Raw genomic sequence first — 21,329 nt, 5'->3', positions numbered from 1 at the left:
CGATGACGAAGCCCGACACCAACATTCAGAAACTCGCCGACGCCCTTCGGGTCTCGCTCAAGGAGACCGAGCGGCTGCGCGCCCGCAACCGCAAGCTCGACGCCGCCCTGCGCGAGCCGATCGCGATCGTCGGCATGGCCTGCCGCTACCCGGGCGGCGTCGCCTCGCCCGAGGACCTCTGGCGGCTGGTCGCCGACGGGGTGGACGCCGCCTCGGAGTTCCCGGTGAACCGTGGCTGGGACGCCGAGCGCCTCTACGACCACACCGGCGAGCGGCCGAACAGCGTCTACACCCGCGAGGGCGGGTTCCTGCATGCCGCGGGCGAATTCGACCCGGCGTTCTTCGGGATCAGCCCGAAGGAGGCCGCGACGATGGACCCGCAGCAGTTCCTGCTGCTGGAGACCTCGTGGGAGGCCTTCGAACGGGCCGGGCTCGATCCCGCCGCGCTGCGCGGGAGCAGCACCGGCGTCTACGTCGGCATGATGTATCACGACTATCCGGCCAACGCGAACGCCGGCGCCGTCGCGTCGGGGCGGATCTCCTATGTCCTCGGCCTGGAAGGGCCGTCGGTCACCGTCGACACCGCGTGCTCGTCGTCGCTGGTGGCGATGCACTCGGCCGCCCAGGCCCTGCGGTCGGGCGAGTGCGATCTGGCCCTCGCCGGTGGCGTCGCGGTGATGGCCACCCCCGAGACACTGATCGAGTTCAGCAGGCAGCGCGGCATCTCCCCGGACGGGCGCTGCAAGGCGTTCGCCGAGGCCGCCGACGGCGTCGGCTGGGCCGAGGGCGCGGGCATGCTGGTGCTGGAGCGGCTGTCGGACGCTCAGCGCCACGGTCATCAGGTGCTCGCGGTGATCGCCGGGTCGGCGGTGAACCAGGACGGCGCCTCCAACGGTCTGACCGCCCCGAACGGTCCCTCGCAGCGGCGGGTCATCCGCCAGGCGCTGACCAACGCGGGCGTCACGGCGAGCGAGGTCGACGTCGTCGAAGCGCACGGCACCGGAACGACGTTGGGCGATCCGATCGAGGCACAGGCGCTGCTGGCGACCTACGGTCAGGACCACGACGCCGACCGCCCGCTGTGGCTGGGCTCGCTGAAATCCAACATCGGGCACTCGCAGGCCGCCGCCGGTGTGGGTGGCGTGATCAAGATGGTCATGGCCATGCGGCACGGTGTGCTGCCCAAGACGCTGCACGTGGATCAGCCCAGCACCAAGGTCGATTGGACGGCCGGGCACGTGCGGTTGCTGACCGAGGCCGTGCCCTGGCCCGCGCTGGACCGGCCGCGTCGAGCGGGGGTGTCCTCGTTCGGTGTCGCGGGCACCAACGTGCACCTCGTCCTGGAACAGGCTCCGCCTGCGCCGGAGCAGCCCGAACCGGCCCCGGTCCCCGGGGTGCTGCCGTGGGTGCTGTCGGCCCGCAGCGGCGCGGCGCTGGGCGATCAGGCGGCCCGCCTGGCGGCCGTGGCGCCCGCGCTGGATCCGCGCGATGTCGCCTTCTCACTGACCTCGACCCGTGGCGTCTTCGACCACCGCGCCGTGGTCCTCGGCGAGAACAGCGCCGCCCTGCTGGCCGGTGTCCGGGCCCTGGCCGCGGACACCCGGGTTCCCGGCGTGGTGACCGGCCGGGCCGTCCCCGGCACCACCGGCGTGCTGTTCACCGGGCAGGGCTCGCAGTGGGCGGGCATGGCCGACGGACTCCGGGTCTACCCGGTCTTCGCCGAGCACTTCGACGCGATCGTCGCCCGGCTGGAACCGCTGCTGGCCCAACCGGAGTCGCTGCGCGCGGCCCTGCACGACGACACCCTGCTCGACCACACGGTGTTCACCCAGGCCGGTGTCTTCGCGTTCGAGGTGGCGCTGTTCCGGCTGCTCGAATCGTGGGGCCTGCGGGCCGATGTGGTGGCCGGTCACTCGATCGGTGAGGTGGCCGCCGCGCATGTCGCCGGGGTCATGTCGCTCGACGACGCGTGCGTGCTGGTGGCCGCGCGCGCCCGGATGATGCAGGCGGTGCCCCCGGGTGGGGCGATGGTCGCGGTGGGGGCGCCGGAAGCCGACGTGCTGCCCTTGCTGACCGACGGGGTGTCGATCGCGGCGGTCAACGGTCCGGCGTCGGTGGTGCTCTCCGGTGTCGAGGAGGCGGTCCTCGCCGCCAAGGACGCCTGTGCCGAGCGCGGGTGGCGCACGCACCGGCTGCGGATCTCGATCGCGTCGCACTCGGCGCTGATGGATCCGATGCTGGCCGAATTCGGGGCGGTGGTCCAGGGATTGACGTTCTCGCGGCCCACCATCGCGCTGGTGTCGTCAGTGACCGGCGCGCGAGTCACCGACGAGATGTCGGACCCGGCGTACTGGCCCGGCCAGGTCCGGGGCACGGTGCGCTTCGCGGACGCGGTCGCCACCATGTCGGCGCTGGGGGTATCCCGGTTCGCCGAGGTCGGGCCCGACGCGGTGCTGACCCCGATGGTGTCGCAGACCCTCGACGATGCGGCCGCCGATGCCGAGGCCACGGTGATGGTTCCGTTGGCGCGCAAGGGCCAGGCCGACGCGTCGTCGGTGCTGGCCGGCGTGGCCGCGCTGTTCGTGTCCGGCGGGGAGCTGGCGTGGGCCGGCCCGGTCGCCAGCGGCAGGCGAGTCGACTTGCCCACCTACGCTTTTCAGCACGAGCGGTTCTGGCTCGACGCCAAGCGGGTGATCGCCGAGTCGTGGCTGGGCGCCGACCTCAGCGGCGCCACCTCGGTCGGGCTCGAGATCGCCGAGCACCCGCTGCTCGGTGCCGTGGTGGCCCATCCGGAATCGGGCGCGGTGAGTTTCACCGGCCGCTGGTCGGTGGACTCGGTGCGGTGGCTGGCCGACCACAGCGTGTTCGGCGTGATGCTGCTGCCGGGTACCGGCTACGTCGAATTGGCTTGCTATGTGGGCGGTCTGGTCGGCTGCCCGGTGGTGGACGAACTCGTCCTGCACACTCCGCTCACCCTGCCCGCGCAGGGGAGTGTCTCGGTGCAGGTGGTGGTGTCCGACGCCGACGCGGCCGGACGCCGACGCCTGAGTGTGCACTCGCGTCAGATCGCGGGCGGGCCGTGGTCGATCCACGCCGAGGGCGTTCTGGCCCCGGAGGAGTCCGACGTCGATTTCGACCTCATCGCCTGGCCGCCCGCGGGCGCCCAGCCGCTGGTCATCGACGGCGCCTACGACGAACTGCTCGAAGCGGGTTACGAATACGGGCCGTTCTTCCAGGGCTTGCAGGCGGCGTGGCAGCGTGGTGACGAATTGTTCGCCGAGGTCGCGCTGCCCGATCGCCGCGATGCCGACGGGTTCCTGATCCATCCGGCGCTGTTCGACTCGGCACTGCACGTCGGCATCGTCGAAGCCCGGCGCCGGGGTGAAGTCGCCGCGCCGGAACTGCCGTTCACCTGGAACCGGGTGGTGTCGCACGCGAGCGGCGCGGCGTCGGTGCGGGTGCGCATCGTGCGGGGCACCGGTAGCCACTCGATGCAGGTCGCCGACGAGCACGGCCTGCCGGTGCTGTCGGTGGGCGCCCTGGTCTCGCGGCCGGTGTCGGCCGAACGCCTCGGCGCCGACCAGATCTCGGAGGCCCTGTTCGGCATCGACTGGGTCGGCGTCCCGCTGCCCGCGACCGAGCCGGGTCGGGTGGCTGTGCTCGGCACCGGAAGTGCCGACACAACAGCGGCTTTCGCCGATGTCGACGCCTTGCTCGCCGACCTGGACGCCGCCGAGGATCCGGCGGTTCCCGAGGTCGTGCTGTACGACTGCGCCGACCACGACGGCGCGCCGCCCGCGGCCGTGCGCGCGGCGATCACCGCCGCCCTCGACACGGTGCAGCGCTGGCTGGCGGACCCGCGCCTGGTCGCCGCTCGCCTGGTGGTGCTCACCCGCAATGCCGTCACGATCGGTGCGACCGATCGGGTGAACCTGGCCCAGGCGCCGGTGTGGGGCCTGCTGCGGGCCGCGCAAGCCGAACACCCGGGACGATTCCAGCTGCTCGATCTCGACGGCGACTACGAGCCGTCGGCCGTCGCGGCGGCGAGCGCGGCCGGCGAACCGGAAGCTGCCCTGCGCGGCACCACCCTGCTCGTGCCCAGGATGACCCGCCACGCGCCCGGTGCGGTCGCGCGCCCGATCGAGTCCGGCACGGTGCTGGTCACCGGCGGCACCAGCGGCATCGGCGCGGTGATCGCCCGGCACCTGGTGGCCGTGCACGGTGTCCGCCACCTGCTGCTGACCTCGCGGCGCGGCCGGGACGCGCCCGGTGTCGCCGAGCTGAGCGCCGAACTGGTCGAGCTCGGCGCCCAGGTCACCGTCGCCGCGTGCGACGTGTCCGACCGTGACGCGCTGGCCGCGCTGCTCGCGTCGGTTCCCGCCGAACAGCCGCTGGTGGGCGTGGTGCATTCGGCCGCCACCGCGGACCACGGCGTGATCGAGGCGATGACACCGGAACGGTTCGACCGGGTGTTCCGGCCCAAGGTCGACGCGGCCTGGCACCTGCACGAACTCACCCGCGATCAGCCGCTGTCGCTGTTCGTCCTGCTGGGCTCCGTCGGCGGGCTGGTCCTGACCGCGGGCCAGGCCAACTACGCCGCCGCGAACGTCTTCCTCGACGCGCTGGCGGCCCACCGCCGCGCCGCCGGGCTCCCCGCGACCTCGGTGGACTACGGCCTGTGGGTACGCACCAGCGGGCTGGGCGCGGAGCTGTCCGCGGACGACTTCGACCGGATGCGCAGGCAGGGGTTCCCGCCGCTGTCCGAGGCCGACGGCCTGGCCCTGTTCGACGCGGCCGTCGCGACCGAGACCGCCCAGCTGGTGGCCCTGCGCGTCGACCCGGCCGTGCTGCGGTCCCGGGGCGAGCAGCTGCCCGCCCTGCTCCGCGGCATCGCGCCGATTCCCGTGCGCCGCACCAGCGCCCGCAGCGGCGCGGGCCGCGCCTTCGCGCAGAAACTGGCCGGGCTGTCCGACGCCGACCGGCACAGCACCCTGCTCGCCCTCGTCCAGACGGTGGCGGCCGAGGTCCTCGGGCATGCCACGGCCGAGGCGGTGGAATCGCACCACGCCTTCCAGCAACTCGGTTTCGACTCACTCGGCGCGGTGGAGTTCCGCAACAAGCTCAACGCGGCGACCGGCCTGCGGCTGCCCGCCACCCTCATCTTCGATCACCCCACCCCGCAGGCGGTCGCCGAGTTCGTCGACTCCCAGCTCTCCGGCACGGTGGCGGAGGTCGCGGTCACCGCGACCAGGACGGTCGACGCCGAGCCGATCGCGGTGGTCGCGATGGGCTGCCGCTACCCGGGTGCGGTCACCTCGCCGGAAGACCTGTGGCGACTGGTCGTCTCGGGCGGCCACGCCACCGGAGGTCTGCCCACCGATCGCGGCTGGGACCTGGACGACATCTACGACCCCGAACCGGGCAAGGCCGGGAAGACCTACACCCGGCAGGGCGGATTCCTCTATTCCGCAGGGGAATTCGACGCCGAATTCTTCGGCATCAGCCCGAACGAGGCGCTGACGATGGACCCGCAGCAGCGCGTGCTGCTCGAGGTGTCCTGGGAGGCGCTCGAGCGGGCCGGGCTGGACCCGGCGGGCCTGCGGGGCAGCGCCACCGGTGTGTTCACCGGCGTGATGTACCACGACTACGCGCAGGGTGCGGGCACCGGTAACAGCGCGGGCGGCAGCCTGGTCTCCGGCCGGGTGTCGTATGTGTTCGGCCTGGAAGGGCCTGCCGTCACGGTCGATACGGCATGCTCGTCGTCGCTGGTCGCGCTGCATCTGGCCGCGCAGTCGCTGCGGTCGGGGGAGTGTGATCTGGCGCTGGCCGGTGGTGTGGCGGTGATGTCGACACCGGACATGTTCCTCGAGTTCAGCCGTCAGCGCGGGCTGTCGCCGGACGGGCGGTGCCGGTCGTTCGCCGACGGGGCCGACGGGGTCGCCTGGGCCGAAGGCGCCGGCGTACTGGTGCTCGAACGGTTGTCGGACGCGCAGCGCAACGGGCACCAGGTGCTCGGCGTGATCACCGGGTCGGCGGTCAACCAGGACGGTGCCTCGAACGGCTGGACCGCGCCCAACGGCCCGTCGCAGCGCCGGGTCATCCGGCAGGCCCTGGCCAATGCCGGAGTCTCGCCCGTCGAGGTCGACGCGGTCGAAGCGCATGGCACCGGAACGACGTTGGGTGATCCGATCGAGGCGCAGGCCCTGTTGGCGACCTACGGCCAGGATCGCGCCGAGGATCGTCCGCTGTGGTTGGGTTCGCTCAAGTCCAACATCGGTCACGCGCAGGCCGCCGCCGGTGTGGGTGGCGTGATCAAGATGATCATGGCGATGCGGCACGGGGTACTGCCGCAGACGCTGCACGTGGATCGGCCGAGCACGAAGGTCGATTGGTCCGAGGGCCACATTCGGCTGCTGACCGAACCGACACCGTGGCCCGCGCTGGATCGGCCGCGTCGTGCCGGTGTGTCCTCCTTCGGGCTCAGCGGCACCAACGCGCACCTCATCCTCGAGCAGGCACCCGACGCGGCGCAGGCCGCCCCGGTGGAGACCGCTGTCCCGGCCGGTGGCGTGCTGCCGTGGGTGCTGTCGGCGCGCACCGGCGCGGCGCTCGGCGATCAGGCGGTCAATCTGGTCGCCCATGTGGCCGAGCACGATTCGGACGCGGTCGATGTCGGCCTGTCGCTGGTGACGGCACGCGTCGCGTTCGATCATCGGGCCGTGGTACTCGCGTCCGATCGGGCGGGTCTGCTGGCCGGCGCGCAGGCGCTGGGTCGTGCCGACATCCTGCCGGGTGTGGTGACCGGCCGGGCGGTGGCGGGCAAGACGGGTGTGGTGTTCTCCGGCCAGGGTGCGCAGTGGGCGGGCATGGCGGCCGGACTGCGAGCCTTCCCGGTCTTCGCCGAGCAGTTCGACGGGATCGTCGCCCAGCTGGAACCTTTTCTCGGACAGCGGGTTCCGCTGAGCGAGGCCATGGACGACGAGTCGCGGATCGACGCGACCGTCTTCGCGCAGGCGGGTCTGTTCGCCTTCGAGGTGGCGTTGTTCCGGCTGCTCGAGTCCTGGGGTGTGCGAATCGATGTGGTGGCCGGTCATTCGATCGGTGAGATCGCGGCCGCGCAGGTGGCCGGGGTGCTGTCGCTCGCTGACGCGTGTGCGTTGGTGGCGGCGCGTGGCCGGTTGATGCAGACGTTGCCCACGGGTGGCGGGATGGTCGCGGTGGGCGCACCGGAAGCCGATGTGCTGCCGTTGCTGGTCGACGGGGTGTCGATCGCGGCGGTGAACGGACCGTCGGCGGTGGTGCTCTCCGGTGTCGACACTGCGGTAGCTGCGGTGGCCGAAGTGTGTGCCGAACGTGGGTGGCGTACCCATCGGCTGCGGGTCTCGCATGCCTTCCATTCGGCGCTGATGGAGCCGATGCTGGCCGACTTCGCCTCGGTCGTGGAGGGTTTGACCTTCGCCGCGCCGAGTATCGCGCTGGTGTCGACCGTGACCGGCGATCGGGTCGGCGAGGAGATGTCCGATCCGGCGTACTGGGTCGGCCAGGTCCGTGACACGGTGCGCTTCGCCGACGCCGTCGCCACCATGGCCGCGTCGGGGGTGACCCGGTTCGCCGAGGTCGGGCCCGATGCTGTCCTCGTGCCGATGATCACGCAGATCGTCGAGGACGCGTCCGTCGTGGCGACGGCCCGCCGCGGCAGCGCCGACGCCGCGGGCGTGCTGAGCGCGGTCGCCGGGCTGTACGTCGTCGGCGGCGAGGTGGACTGGGCCGCGCTCTACGCCGGTACCGGTGCACGCCGAGTCGACTTGCCCACCTACGCCTTCCAACGGCGCCGTTACTGGCTGACCGAAGGCACGACCGGGACCAGCGCCAAGGCCCTGGGTCTCGTCGCCACCGGGCATCCCCTCGCCTCGGTCGTCGTCTCGCAGCCGGACTCCGACGCGGTGACCCTCACCGGCCGCCTCTCGACCGAATCGCAGCCGTGGATCGCTGATCACCGGGTCATGGACACGGTGCTGTTCCCCGGCACCGGATTCGTCGAACTCGCCCTGCACGCGGGCGATCAGGTCGGCTGCGCGACTCTGGCGGAACTGGCGCTGCGGGCGCCACTGGCGCTGCCGGACTCCGGTGGACTCGCGGTGCGCGTCGTCGTCGACGCGCAGGACCCGGCGGGCCGTCGGGCGGTGCGGATCTTCTCCCGCCCCGACGACGACGCCGACGCGGAGGCCTGGACCCTCAATGCCGAAGGCGTCCTGGCGGCCGACACCGACAGCGCCCCGGCGGAGTTCGCTCAGTGGCCGCCCGCCGACGCCACCGCGCTCCCCGTCGAGGGCGTCTACGACGCGCTCGACGAGGAGGGCTACCACTACGGCCCGACGTTCCAGGCTCTGCGCGCGGCTTGGCGGGGCGCCGACGGTCTGCTCTACGCCGAGGTCGAGCTGCCCGAGGAGGCCAGGGCCGAGGCCCAGCGCTTCGGCCTGCACCCGGCCCTGCTGGATGCCGCCCTGCACGCCCTGCGGCTGGCCGGCGATGCCACCGTGGCGGGCGGCGAGCTGGCCCTGCCGTTCGAGTGGTCCGGGGTGACCGCGCACGCGAGCGGCGCCGACGCGCTGCGCGTCCGCCTCACCCGGGTCGGCGACCACGGGGTCGCGCTGGATCTGACCGACCCGACCGGCGCGCCCGTCGCGACCGTGCGGCACCTGGCAGCACGGCCGATCGATCCGGCGCAGCTCACCACGGGTGCGTCCGTTGTCTCCTCCGCGCTGTTCCAGGTCGTGTGGTCCCCGATCACGGTGTCCGACGCCGAGATCGGTGCGGTGTCGTGGGCCGACCTCGGCGAGCAGGTGCCTGCCGCGGTCGTGCTCGACAGCCCGAGCGGCAATGATCCCGCCGCTGTGCGCGCCGCCACGCATCAGGTGCTCGCGGTGCTGCGGGACTGGGGCGCCGAGGCGCGCTTCGCCGACGCGGTCCTGGTGGTCCGGACCGTGGGCGCGGTGTCGGTGGCGGGCGAGGACATCACGAACCTCGCCGGCGCCGCGGTCGGTGGCCTGGTGCGCGCAGCCCAGGCCGAGAACCCGGGCCGGATCGTCCTGCTCGACGCCGATTCGGCCGACACCGACGCGTCCCTGGGCGGGATTCTGGACACGGCCGAGCCGCAGGTCGCGCTGCGTGAGGGTGTGGTCCACGTCGCCCGGCTCACTCGAATCGCCACTGCGGCACACACTTCGGCGGACGCCGAGCTCTTCGGTGCCGAGGAGACCGTGCTGCTCACCGGTGCCGGCGGTGCGCTGGGCGGGTTGTTCGCCCGGCACCTGGTGGCGCGGCACGGTGTCCGGCGCCTGCTGTTGCTCAGCAGGCGGGGCGAGTCCGGCCCGGGTGCCGCCGAATTGCGCGCGGCGCTCGAGGATTCGGGTGCCGAGGTAGAGTTCGTCGCCTGCGATGTCGCCGACCGCGCGGCGCTGGCCGCCGTGCTCGCCGATATCCCCGCGGCACAGCCCTTGTCCGGCGTCTTCCATCTCGCCGGTGTCCTCGACGACGGTGCGATCGCCGCGCTGACCCCGGACCGTATGGACACCGTCCTGCGCCCCAAGGTCGACGCCGCCGCGCACCTGCACGAGCTCACCGCCGGCCTCCCGCTCAAGGCGTTCGTCCTGTTCAGCTCGGTGGCCGGTGCGTTCGGCAATGCCGGTCAGGGCAACTACGGCGCCGCGAACGCCTTCCTGGACGCGCTCGCCACCCATCGCCGGGCCACCGGTCTGCCCGGTACCTCGGTGGCGTGGGGCATGTGGGACGGCGGCATGGCGGCCGAGCTCGGTGCGGTCGAGCGACAGCGGATGGCTCGCTCGGGCATGCTGGCGATGTCGGACGAGCAGGGTCTGGCCCTGTTCGACGCGGTGGCCGGTACCGAGGTCGCCGCGCCGCTGGTCGCCCGCCTCGATCTGGAGGTGCTGCGCGGTCACGGTCTCGCCCTGCCCGCGCTGTTCTCCGGTCTGATCGCGCAGCGTCGCAAGGCCGTCACCGGCACGGCGACCGCGCTGCGTACCCGGTTGGCGAGCACGCCCGACAGCGAACGGCTGGGCGTGCTGGTCGAGATCGTGCGCGGCCAGGTCGCCGCGATCCTCGGGCACCAGAACATGAACGCGGTCGCGGCCGACAAGGCGTTCAGCGAACTCGGTTTCGACTCGATCACCGCGATCGAGTTCCGCAACGGCCTCAAGGCCGTGACCGGGCTGCCGCTGCCCGCCACCCTCGTCTTCGACTACCCGACCCCGCAGGCCCTCGCCCAGTACCTGGCCGAGGAGTTCACCGGAACCGGCCGGGACGTCGTGGTCACCGCCAGCCGGTCGGCCGGTGACGACCCGATCGCCGTGGTCGCGATGAGCTGCCGCTACCCGGGCGGCGTCGCCTCGCCCGAGGACCTGTGGGACCTGGTCACCTCGGGTACCGACACCAGCGGTGACCTGCCCGACGATCGTGGCTGGGACATCGACGGCATCTACGACCCCGTTCCCGGCACGCCCGGCAAGACTTACGCCCGCCGTGGCGGGTTCCTGTACTCGGCGGCCGAGTTCGACGCCGAGTTCTTCGGGATCAGTCCGAACGAGGCCATCGCCATGGACCCGCAGCAGCGTCTGCTGCTGGAGGTGTCGTGGGAGGCGCTGGAACGCGCCGGGGTGAATCCGCCGGAGCTGCGCGGGAGTTCGACCGGTGTGTTCACCGGCGTGATGTACCACGACTACGCGCAGGGCAACGGCGGCAATGTCACCGGCTCGCTGGTGTCGGGCCGGATCGCCTACACCCTGGGGCTGGAAGGCCCTGCGGTGTCGGTGGATACGGCGTGCTCGTCGTCGCTGGTGGCGATGCATCTGGCGGCGCAGTCGCTGCGGTCGGGGGAGTGTGACCTGGCGCTGGCCGGTGGTGTCGCGGTGATGGCGACGCCGGAGACGCTGATCGAGTTCAGCCGTCAGCGCGGGTTGTCCCCGGACGGACGCTGCAAGTCGTTCGCCGAGGCGGCCGACGGTGTGGCCTGGTCCGAGGGCGCGGGCGTGCTGGTGCTGGAGCGGCTGTCCGACGCCCGCCGCAACGGGCACCAGGTGCTGGCGGTGCTCGCGGGTTCGGCGGTGAACCAGGACGGCGCGTCCAACGGCTTGATGGCCCCGAACGGCCCGTCGCAGCGCCGGGTGATCCGGCAGGCGCTGGCCAATGCGGGCGTCTCCCCGGCCGAGGTCGACGCGGTCGAAGCCCATGGCACCGGAACGACGTTGGGTGACCCGATCGAGGCCCAGGCGCTACTGGCGACCTACGGCCAGGATCGGGCCGAGGATCGTCCGCTGTGGCTGGGCTCGTTGAAGTCGAACATCGGCCATGCCCAGGCCGCCGCCGGTGTGGGTGGCGTGATCAAGATGATCATGGCGATGCGCCACGGCGTGCTGCCCCGGACCCTGCACGTGGATCAGCCCTCCACGAAGGTGGATTGGTCCGAGGGCGAGGTGCGGTTGCTGACCGAGTCGGTCGCGTGGCCGCAGGTGGATCGGCCGCGGCGCGCGGGTGTGTCGTCGTTCGGGATCAGCGGGACCAATGCCCACGTCATCGTCGAGGCCGCGCCGGGGGCGCCCGTGCCCGCGGAACCGGTCGCGCCCGTCGGCGGTGTGCTGCCGTGGGTGCTGTCGGCGCGCAGCGACGCGGCGCTCGCGGAGCAGGCGAGCCGCCTGGCATCGCAGGTGACCGGGCGGGACGCGGCGGCGGTGGATATCGGGTTCTCGCTGGTGACCTCGCGCGTCGGATTCGACCATCGCGCCGTGCTGCTGGCCGCCGAGCGGGAAGATCTGCTGGCCGGTGCGGCCGCGCTGGGCCGTGGCGAAGCGTTCGCGGTTGTGGTGACCGGTCGCGTGGTGTCCGGTTCGACGGGTGTGGTGTTCTCCGGCCAGGGTGCGCAGTGGGCGGGCATGGCCGCCGGATTGCGCGTCTACCCGGTCTTCGCCGAGCAATTCGATGGAATCGTCGCGCAGCTGGACCCGCTACTGGCGCAGCCGGTTTCGCTCTCGGACGCGCTCGCCGATCCCGATCGGGTCGACGACACGGTGTTCGCGCAGGCGGGGTTGTTCGCGTTCGAGGTGGCGTTGTTCCGGCTGCTCGAGTCCTGGGGTGTGCGAATCGATGTGGTGGCCGGTCATTCGATCGGTGAGATCGCGGCCGCGCACGTGGCGGGGGTGCTGTCGCTCGCTGACGCGTGTGCGTTGGTGGCGGCGCGTGGCCGGTTGATGCAGGCGTTGCCCGCGGGTGGGGCGATGGTCGCGGTGGGCGCGCCGGAAGCCGCCGTGGTGCCGTTGCTGATCGACGGGGTGTCGATCGCCGCGGTGAACGGCCCGTCGTCCGTTGTGCTCTCCGGTGTCGACACTGCGGTACGCGCGGTGGTCGAGGCATGCGGTGAGAACGGTTGGCGCACACACCGTCTGCGAGTCTCGCACGCGTTTCATTCGGCGCTGATGGAGCCGATGCTGGCCGACTTCGCCTCGGTGGTCGAGGGTTTGACTTTCGCGAGCCCGAGCCTGCCGCTGGTGTCGACCGTGACCGGCGATCGGGTCGGCGAGGAGATGTCCGATCCGGCCTACTGGGTCGGCCAGGTCCGTGACACGGTGCGCTTCGCCGACGCGGTCGCCACGATGATCGACGCGGGGGTCACCCGGTTCGCCGAGGTCGGGCCGGACGCCGTGCTCGTGCCGATGATCGGCCAGATCGTCGAGACAACCACCACGATGGTGGCCCTGGCCCGCCGCGACCACGCCGACGCGGTCACCCTGTCGGCCGGACTGGCCGGGCTGTACGTGTCCGGTGCCGAGGTCGACTGGGCGGCGATGTTCGCCGGGACCGGCGCGCGCCGCGTCGACCTGCCCACCTATGCCTTCCAGCGTCAACGCTATTGGCTGACCGACAGTTCGCCCGGTGGTGATGCCCGCGCGCTCGGCTTCGTCGCCAGTGCTCATCCGCTGGTATCGGCGGTGGTCGCGCAGCCGGAGACCGACGCCGTCGCGTTGAGCGGACGGCTGTCGACGCGGACCCAGCCCTGGCTGGGCGACCACGCCGTGCTGGACACGGTGCTGTTCCCCGGCACCGGGTTCGTCGAGCTCGCCTTGCAGGCCGGCGCCGAGGTCGGCTGCCCGACCCTGGCGGAGCTGATCCTGCGGGCTCCGCTGACGCTGCCGGACGCCGCGGGTGTCGCGGTGCGCGTCGTCGTCGGTGCCGAGGACGAGCCGGGCCGACGCGCCGTGCGGATCTTCTCGCGTCCCGACGGCGCGACGGCCACGTGGACCGTCAACGCCGAAGGCGTGCTCGCGGCGGGCAGCGACACCGTGCCGGTGGATCTCACCCAGTGGCCGCCCGCCGGTGCCACCGTGGTCGACCTCGACGGCGTCTACGACACCCTCGACGGGCAGGGCTACCACTACGGACCGGTCTTCCGTGGGCTGAGCGCGGTCTGGCGCGACAGCGATGCCGTCTACGCCGAGCTCGCGCTGCCCGATCAGGCCCGCGTGGACGCGCAGCGGTTCGGCCTGCACCCGGCCTTGCTCGACGCCGCCCTGCACGCGCTGCGGGTCGCCGGTGATCTGCCTTCGGACGGCGCGGGCATCGCGCTGCCGTTCGAATGGTCGGGCGTCACCGTCCACGCGACCGGGGCCGACGCCCTGCGTGTTCGGCTCGTCCGGGTCGGCGCGAGCGGGGTCGCCATCGACCTCGCCGACGCGACCGGCGCGCCGGTCGCGACCGTGCGACACCTGGCCTCCCGGCCGATCGACCCCGCGCAGCTCACCACCGGGACCGACATCACCGCCTCGGCGCTGTTCGGGATCGACTGGACACCGATCACGCTGCCGGACAACGAGATCGCCACGGTCGCGTGGCCGGACCTGGGTGCGCAGGTACCGCCGGCGGTGATCCTGGACTGTCCGGCGGGTGATGACCCGGCCGCCGTTCACGCCGCGACCCGCGACGTCCTCGGCGTGCTCCAGTCCTGGATCACCGAGCCCGCCTACGCGGAATCGGTGCTGATCGTCCGGACCAGCGGCGCGGTCTCGGTGGCGGGCGAGCCCCTCTCGAACCTGGCCGGTGCCGCGATCGGCGGTCTGGTGCGCTCCGCGCAGTCGGAGAACCCGGGCCGGATCATCCTGGTCGACGCCGCCCCGGATGCACTGCTGGACACCGTGATCGGCGGACTGCTGGTCGCCGGTGAACCGCTGGTGGCGGTGCGCGACGGTGCGGTGTACGCCGCGCGCCTCGTCCGGTCCGCCGCCACGGCGGGCGCGTCCGCCGAGGAGACGCTGTTCGGTCCGGACGAGACCGTGCTCGTCACCGGTGCGAGTGGGGCGCTGGGTGGTCTGTTCGCCCGGCACCTGGTCGCCGCGCACGGCGTCCGTCGTCTGCTGCTGGTGAGCAGGCGGGGCGAGACCGGTCCGGAGGCTGCCGAATTGCGTGCGGCGCTGGTGGATTCGGGTGCCGAGGTCGTGTTCGCCGCCTGTGACGTGTCCGATCGCGCGGCGCTGGCGGCCGTGCTCGCCGATATCCCCGCGGCGCGGCCACTGTCCGGCGTGTACCACCTCGCGGGTGTCCTCGACGACGGTGCCATCGGCTCGCTGACCCCGGACCGGCTGTCGACCGTCCTGCGGCCGAAGGTCGACGCGGCCGTGTATCTGCACGAGCTGACCACCGATCTCGCCCTCAAGGCGTTCGTGCTGTTCAGTTCGGTCGCGGGTGCCTTCGGCAACCCCGGCCAGGGCAACTACGCCGCCGCCAATGCCACGCTCGACGCGCTGGCCGCGCGCCGCCGCGCCGTCGGTCTGGCCGCGACATCGCTGGCGTGGGGCATGTGGGACGCCGGCATGGCGGGCGAGCTCGGTGACGTCGACCGACAGCGGATCGCCCGCTCGGGCCTGCTGCCGCTGTCACCGGAACAGGGCCTGGCCCTCTTCGACGCCGCCACCCGGATCGACACGGCCACACTGGTGCTCGCGCGGATGGATCTCGATGCCCTGCGCGGTGCCGGACTCGCCACGCCCGCCCTGTTCACCGGCCTGATTCCGCACCGCCGCAAGGCGGCCTCCGGCGCCGCGACCGCGCTGCGCACCCGGTTGGCGGGCACGCCCGACGGTGAACGTCCGGGTGTGCTCGTGGAGATCGTGCGCGGCCAGGTCGCGACGGTGCTGGGGCATCAGGACCTGAACGCGGTCGCGGCCGACAAGGCGTTCAGCGAACTGGGTTTCGACTCGATCACCGCGATCGAGTTCCGCAACTCGCTCAAGGCGGTGACAGGTCTGCCGCTGCCCGCCACTCTGGTGTTCGACTACCCGACCCCGCAGGCACTGGCCGACTACCTGGCCGCCGAGTTCGCCGGGACCGGTCAGGATGTCGCGGTCACTGCGAGTAGGTCCGCCGACGGTGACCCGATCGCCGTCGTCGGCATGGCGTGCCGCTACCCCGGTGGCGTCGCCTCGCCCGAGGATCTCTGGGACCTGGTCCGTCGCGGTGGGGACGCGATCACGCCGCTGCCCACCGACCGTGGCTGGGACATCGCGGGCCTCTACGATCCGGAACCCGGTCGGGCGGGCAAGTCCTACACCCGCGAGGGCGGCTTCCTGCACACCGCCGCCGACTTCGACGCCGACTTCTTCGGAATCGGCCCCAACGAAGCGACGATGATGGACCCGCAGCAGCGCCAGCTCCTGGAGACGACCTGGGAGGCCCTCGAACGGGCCGGTGTCGATCCCGCTGTGCTGCGCGGGAGTTCGACCGGCGTGTTCACCGGCGTCATGTACCACGACTACGCGCAGGGCAACGGCGGCAATGCCACCGGCAGCCTGGTCTCGGGCCGGATCTCCTACACGCTCGGGTTGGAAGGCCCCGCGGTGTCGGTGGATACGGCGTGCTCGTCGTCGCTGGTGGCCATGCACCTCGCGGCCCAGTCGCTGCGGTCGGGGGAGTGTGATCTGGCGCTGGCCGGTGGTGTGGCCGTCATGGCGACGCCGGAGACATTCGTGGAGTTCAGCCGTCAGCGTGGATTGTCGCCGGACGGGCGGTGTAAATCGTTCGCGGACAGCGCCGATGGTGTCGGCTGGTCCGAGGGCGCGGGTGTGCTCGTGCTGGAGCGGCTCTCCGATGCGCGTCGCCGGGGTCATCAGGTGCTGGCGGTGCTCGCGGGTTCGGCGGTGAATCAGGACGGTGCGTCCAACGGGTTCACCGCGCCGAACGGTCCCTCGCAGCGCCGGGTGATCCGGCAGGCGCTCGCCAATGCGGGGGTGTCGCCGGCCGAGGTCGACATCGTCGAAGCCCATGGCACCGGAACGACGTTGGGTGATCCGATCGAGGCGCAGGCGTTGCTGGCGACCTACGGTCAGGATCGGGCCGAGGATCGTCCGTTGTGGCTGGGTTCGCTGAAATCCAATATCGGTCACGCGCAGGCGGCGGCTGGTGTGGGTGGCGTGATCAAGATGATCATGGCGATGCGGCACGGGGTGCTGCCGCGCACCCTGCACGCGGATCAGCCCAGCACCAAGGTGGATTGGTCGCAGGGGAACGTGCGGTTGCTGACCGAGGCCGTCGACTGGCCGGACGCGGATCGGCCCCGACGCGCGGGGGTGTCGTCCTTCGGTATCAGTGGTACGAACGCGCATGTCATCGTGGAACAGGCCCCGCCGGTGGCGGATTCGGCTCTGGCGGTGAAGGCCGCTCCGGCCGGTGGCGTCGTACCGTGGGTGGTCTCCGCTCGCGGTGGGGCGGCGCTCGCCGGTCAGGCTGCCCGCCTGGCCGACCATGTGGCCGAGCACGGTCAGGATCCGCTCGACGTCGCGTTCTCGCTGGTCGCCACGCGCGGAGCGTTCGAGCATCGCGCGGTGGTCCTCGCCGACGGACGCGACGGTCTGCTCGCGGGGGCACGGGCGGTAGCCGAGGGTGCTCCCGGTGTGGTGAGCGGCCGGGTGGTCGCGGGATCGACCGGTCTGGTGTTCTCCGGGCAGGGTGCGCAGTGGGCGGGCATGGCCGCCGGACTCCGGGTGTATCCGGTGTTCGCCGAGCATTTCGACGGCATCGTCGATCGCTTGGAACCGCTGCTGGGACAGTCGGTTTCGCTGGGCGAGGCCCTGGCCGACGACGCACTGGTCGATGACACGGTGTTCGCGCAGGCGGGGTTGTTCGCGTTCGAGGTGGCGTTGTTCCGGCTGCTCGAATCCTGGGGCGTGCACGCCGATGTGGTGGCCGGTCATTCGATCGGTGAGATCGCGGCCGCGCAGGTGGCGGGTGTGCTCTCGCTCGCCGACGCGTGTGTGCTCGTCGCCGCGCGTGGCCGGTTGATGCAGGCGTTGCCCGCGGGTGGGGCGATGGTCGCGGTGGGTGCACCGGAAGCCGATGTGCTGCCGTTGCTGACGGACGGGGTGTCGATCGCGGCGGTCAACGGTCCGTCCTCGGTGGTGCTCTCCGGTGTCGAGGACGCGGTCCTGGCCGTGGTCGCGGTGTGTGCGGAGAACGGCTGGCGGACACACCGGCTGCGGGTGTCGCATGCCTTCCATTCGGCGCTGATGGAGCCGATGCTGGCCGACTTCGCCTCGGTGGTCGAAGGTTTGACCTTCCAGCGGCCCGGCATCCCGCTGGTGTCGACGGTCACCGGAACTCGCGTCGAGCACGAGATGTCCGATCCGGCGTACTGGGTGCGCCAGGTCGCGGCCACGGTGCGCTTCGCCGATGCCGTCACCGCGATGGCGGAGCTGGGGGTGACCCGGTTCGCCGAGGCCGGACCCGACGCCGTCCTGACGCCGATGGTGGCGCAGACCCTGGACACCGCCACCGTCCTCCCGCTGACCCGACGCGACAAGGCCGACCCCACGACCCTGGTGACGGGCCTGGCCCGGCTCCACGTCGCGGGCGGGACCGTCGACTGGGTGCGTTATCTCGACGGAACCGGGGCCACCCGAACGGAGCTGCCCACCTACGACTTCCAGCACCGCCGGTTCTGGGCCACCAGCCCGCTGGGCACCGGCGAGGCCAACACCCTCGGCCTGCGCGCCACCGAACACCCCATGGTGGGTGCGCTGGTGGCGCAGCCCGAGAGCGGCGGAGTGCGGCTCACCGGCCGCCTGTCCACGGCGACCCATCCGTGGCTGGCCGACCACGACGTGCTCGGTGTAGTGCTGCTGCCCGGCACCGGATTCGTCGAATTGGCCACCTACGCGGCGGAACTCGTCGACTGCCCGGAGCTGGCGGAACTCACGCTGCTGGCGCCGCTCGTCTTCGATGGGCACGCGGGCGCGCACCTGCAGGTCATCGTGGGCGACGGCGACGACAACGGTCATCGCAGGCTCGACATCTACTCGCGCGGCGACGACGACGATCCGTCGATCCCGTGGACCCACCACGCGGAGGGCACCGTGCGCCCCGCCGCGGCGTCCGACGCCACGGCCTGGGCCGACTTCGCGCACTGGCCGCCCGCCGACGCCGTCGAGGTGCGGCTGGACGGCGCTTACGCCGAACTCGCCGACCACGGGTACAACTACGGCCCCGCCTTCCAGGGACTGCGGTCGCTGTGGCGGCGCGGCGAGGACCTCTTCGCCGAGGTCGCCCTGCCCGAACAGACCTCGGCACAGGGCTACGGCGTGCACCCGGCACTGCTCGACGCGGCCATGCACGCGCTGTCCTTCGGGCTGCCGGACGGCGTCGACGAGACCGCCGAGCGGCCAACGCTCGTGCCCTTCGCGTGGTCGTCGGTGCGGGTGCACGCCGAAGGCGCTCGGCGGGTGCGGGTTCGGTTGAGCTGGCTCAACCAGGGCACCGTCACTCTGACGATGGCCGACGCCGCCGGCGCGCCGCTGCTGTCGGTCGGGTCGCTGGCGCTGCGACCGATGTCGGCCGAACTGCTGTCCGCGCCTGCCCGGTCCGCGCGGGACGCGCGGTACGAGATGAGCTGGCGGCCCGGGCCGGCGCTCACCCCGGCCACGGCGTCCTGGGTCGAGTGGGACGCGCAGGCGGCGGCCTCGGTCGTCGTCCACCGGGTAGCGGTCGACGGTGCCGAGACGCCCGACCGGCTGCGGGCCGCGCTGCACGGGACCCTCGGCGTCCTCCAGGACTTCCTGGAGGAACAGCGTTACGCGGCGAGCACGTTGGCGATGGTCACCGACAGCGCGAACGACCCGGCCGCCGCGGCGGTCTGGGGGCTGGTGCGAGCGGCGCAAGCCGAGAACCCCGGCCGGATCGTGCTGGTCGAGGCCGCCGCGGATCAGCCGACGGACCAGCTGGTCGCCGCCGCGCTGACCGGCGAACCCGAAGTGGCTGTGCGGGCGGATGGGACCTGGGTGCCGCGGCTCGTCCGCGCGGTCGCGACCACCGACCGCGCGACGCCGTGGGATCCCGACCGCACCGTCCTGATCACCGGTGGCACCGGCGGGATCGGCCGTCTCCTCGCCGAGCACCTGGTGGTGGAACACGGGGTGCGGCACCTGCTGCTGGTCGGCAGGCGCGGTCCGGACGCCGCGCCGGGGCTCGTCGACGAGCTGGCGGCGCTCGGTGCCCAGGCCCGCATCGCCGCCTGCGATGTCGCCGACCGGGACGCCGTGGCCGAGCTGCTCGCCTCGATCCCCGTCGCCCATCCGCTCGGCGCGATCGTCCACGCGGCGGGCACGGCCTACAACGGCCTCGTCGACACCCTGACACCGGAGCAGATCGACGTCTCCCTCGGCGCCAAGGCCGACGCCGCGTGGCACCTGCACGAGCTCACTCGCGATACCGCGCTGTCGGCCTTCGTGCTGATCTCGTCGGTGGCCGGGTCGATCCTGCCCGCGGGCCAGGGCGGCTACGCGGCGGCCAATGTGTTCCTCGACGCGCTCGCCGCGCACCGGCACGGCGCCGGGCTGCCCGCCACCTCGCTCGCCTACGGTCTGTGGGGCATCGATACGGGCATGGCGCAGTGGCTCGGCGAGGCCGACCGGCAGCGGATGCGTCGCCAGGGTCTACCGCCGCTGGCCGCGGACAAGGCGCTCGCCCTGTTCGATGCCGCGGTGGCGGCCGACCGACCGGCGCAGGTGCTGGTCGAGATCGACCCGGCCGTCCTGCGGACCAGGGCGACGGTGCCGCCGGTGCTCGGCGACCTGGTCCGGCGGGCCGGGCGCAGGCCCAGCGGCGGCGCACCCGACGCGGGCGCGGTGCGCGCACAGCTGGCGCACCTGTCCGAGGCCGAGCAGGAACAGTGGCTCCAGAAGCACATTCTCGAGACCGCCGCCCGACTGCTCGGGCACGAGAGCGCCGACGCGCTCGACGCCGAGCGGGACTTCCTCGAGTCCGGCTTCGACTCGCTGGCCGCGATGGAACTGCGCACCACCCTCAACGCTTCCACCGGGCTGACGCTGCCGACCGCCGCGATCTTCGACCAGAAGACACCGGCGGGGCTGGCCCGCTTCCTGCGCGCGGAACTGGCCGCGGTCGCGCAGCCGGGGCAGCGATCGGGCACCGACGAATCGCTGTACGGGATGTTCCGTGGCGCGGTGCAGGGCGGTCGGGCCCGCACCGGCTTCGCCCTGCTGCGGGTCGCCGCGCAGCTGCGGGAGCGGTTCGCCTCGGCGGCGGACCTGGACGAACTCCCGGCGCCGACCCGGCTGGCGGCGGGTTCGGATCTTCCGCGGATCATCTGCATCAACCCGCCGCTGGCCACCGGCGGCGCGCACCAGTACGCCAGGGTCACCGCGCAATTGCGGGCCGGTCGCGAGGTCGTGGTGCTGCCGCCGATCGGCTTCGCGGCCGACGAGCCCCTGCCCGCGACCCCGGAGGCGGCACTGGAGACGCTGGCCTGCGGTGTCCTCGACGCGGCGCAGGGCGAGCCGTTCGTCCTGCTCGGGTACTCCTCGGGTGGGCTGCTGGCCTACCTCGTGACCGAGTACCTGGAGGCGGCGCAGGGTCCGGTGCCCGAGGGCGTCGCGATGATCGACACCTACCGGGTGCACGACGGTGGCGAATGGCTGCTGCGGGAGATGGCCGAGCACATGGTGTCGCGGGAGGCCGAGTTCGGCCGATTCGACAGTGCCCGGCTCTCCGGTATGGGCTGGTACGTCCAGCTGATGCAGGAGATGGTGCCTGGAACGGTCGCCACCCCGGCCCTGCTCATCCAGTGCGCGCAGTCGTTCCTGGCGAGCACGGCGGAGCGGCCGGACTGGCAGGCCAGGGCCTGGGATCCGGCGCACACGGTGGTGCCGGTCGAGGCCGACCACTTCACCGTCCTGGAGAGCGGGTCCGCCGATACCGCCGCCGCCATCGAGGACTGGCTGGGGTCCTGAACCGCGTGGCCGGGTGCGCGAGCGGCGCAC

General features: G+C 72.5%; 1 protein-coding gene. It reads left to right on the top strand.

The annotated features are described in order from the left end of the window. Window positions 1-2 precede the first annotated feature (2 nt). Window positions 3-21,299, top strand: coding sequence for an SDR family NAD(P)-dependent oxidoreductase (locus tag Q7X29_RS27595; protein WP_316575828.1), 21,297 nt, complete (start codon window positions 3-5; stop codon window positions 21,297-21,299). Window positions 21,300-21,329: the final 30 nt, after the last annotated feature.

This window comes from Nocardia canadensis, assembly GCF_032656385.1.
Taxonomy (GTDB): Bacteria; Actinomycetota; Actinomycetes; order Mycobacteriales; family Mycobacteriaceae; genus Nocardia; species Nocardia canadensis.
Note: the sequence above shows the minus strand (reverse complement) of the source record. Positions and strands in the feature narration are given on the sequence as shown.

Excerpts from the sequence above, each read along its gene's own strand:
- Q7X29_RS27595 (WP_316575828.1), top strand. The coding sequence starts at position 3 with ATGACGAAGCCCGACACCAACATTCAGAAACTCGCCGACGCCCTTCGG.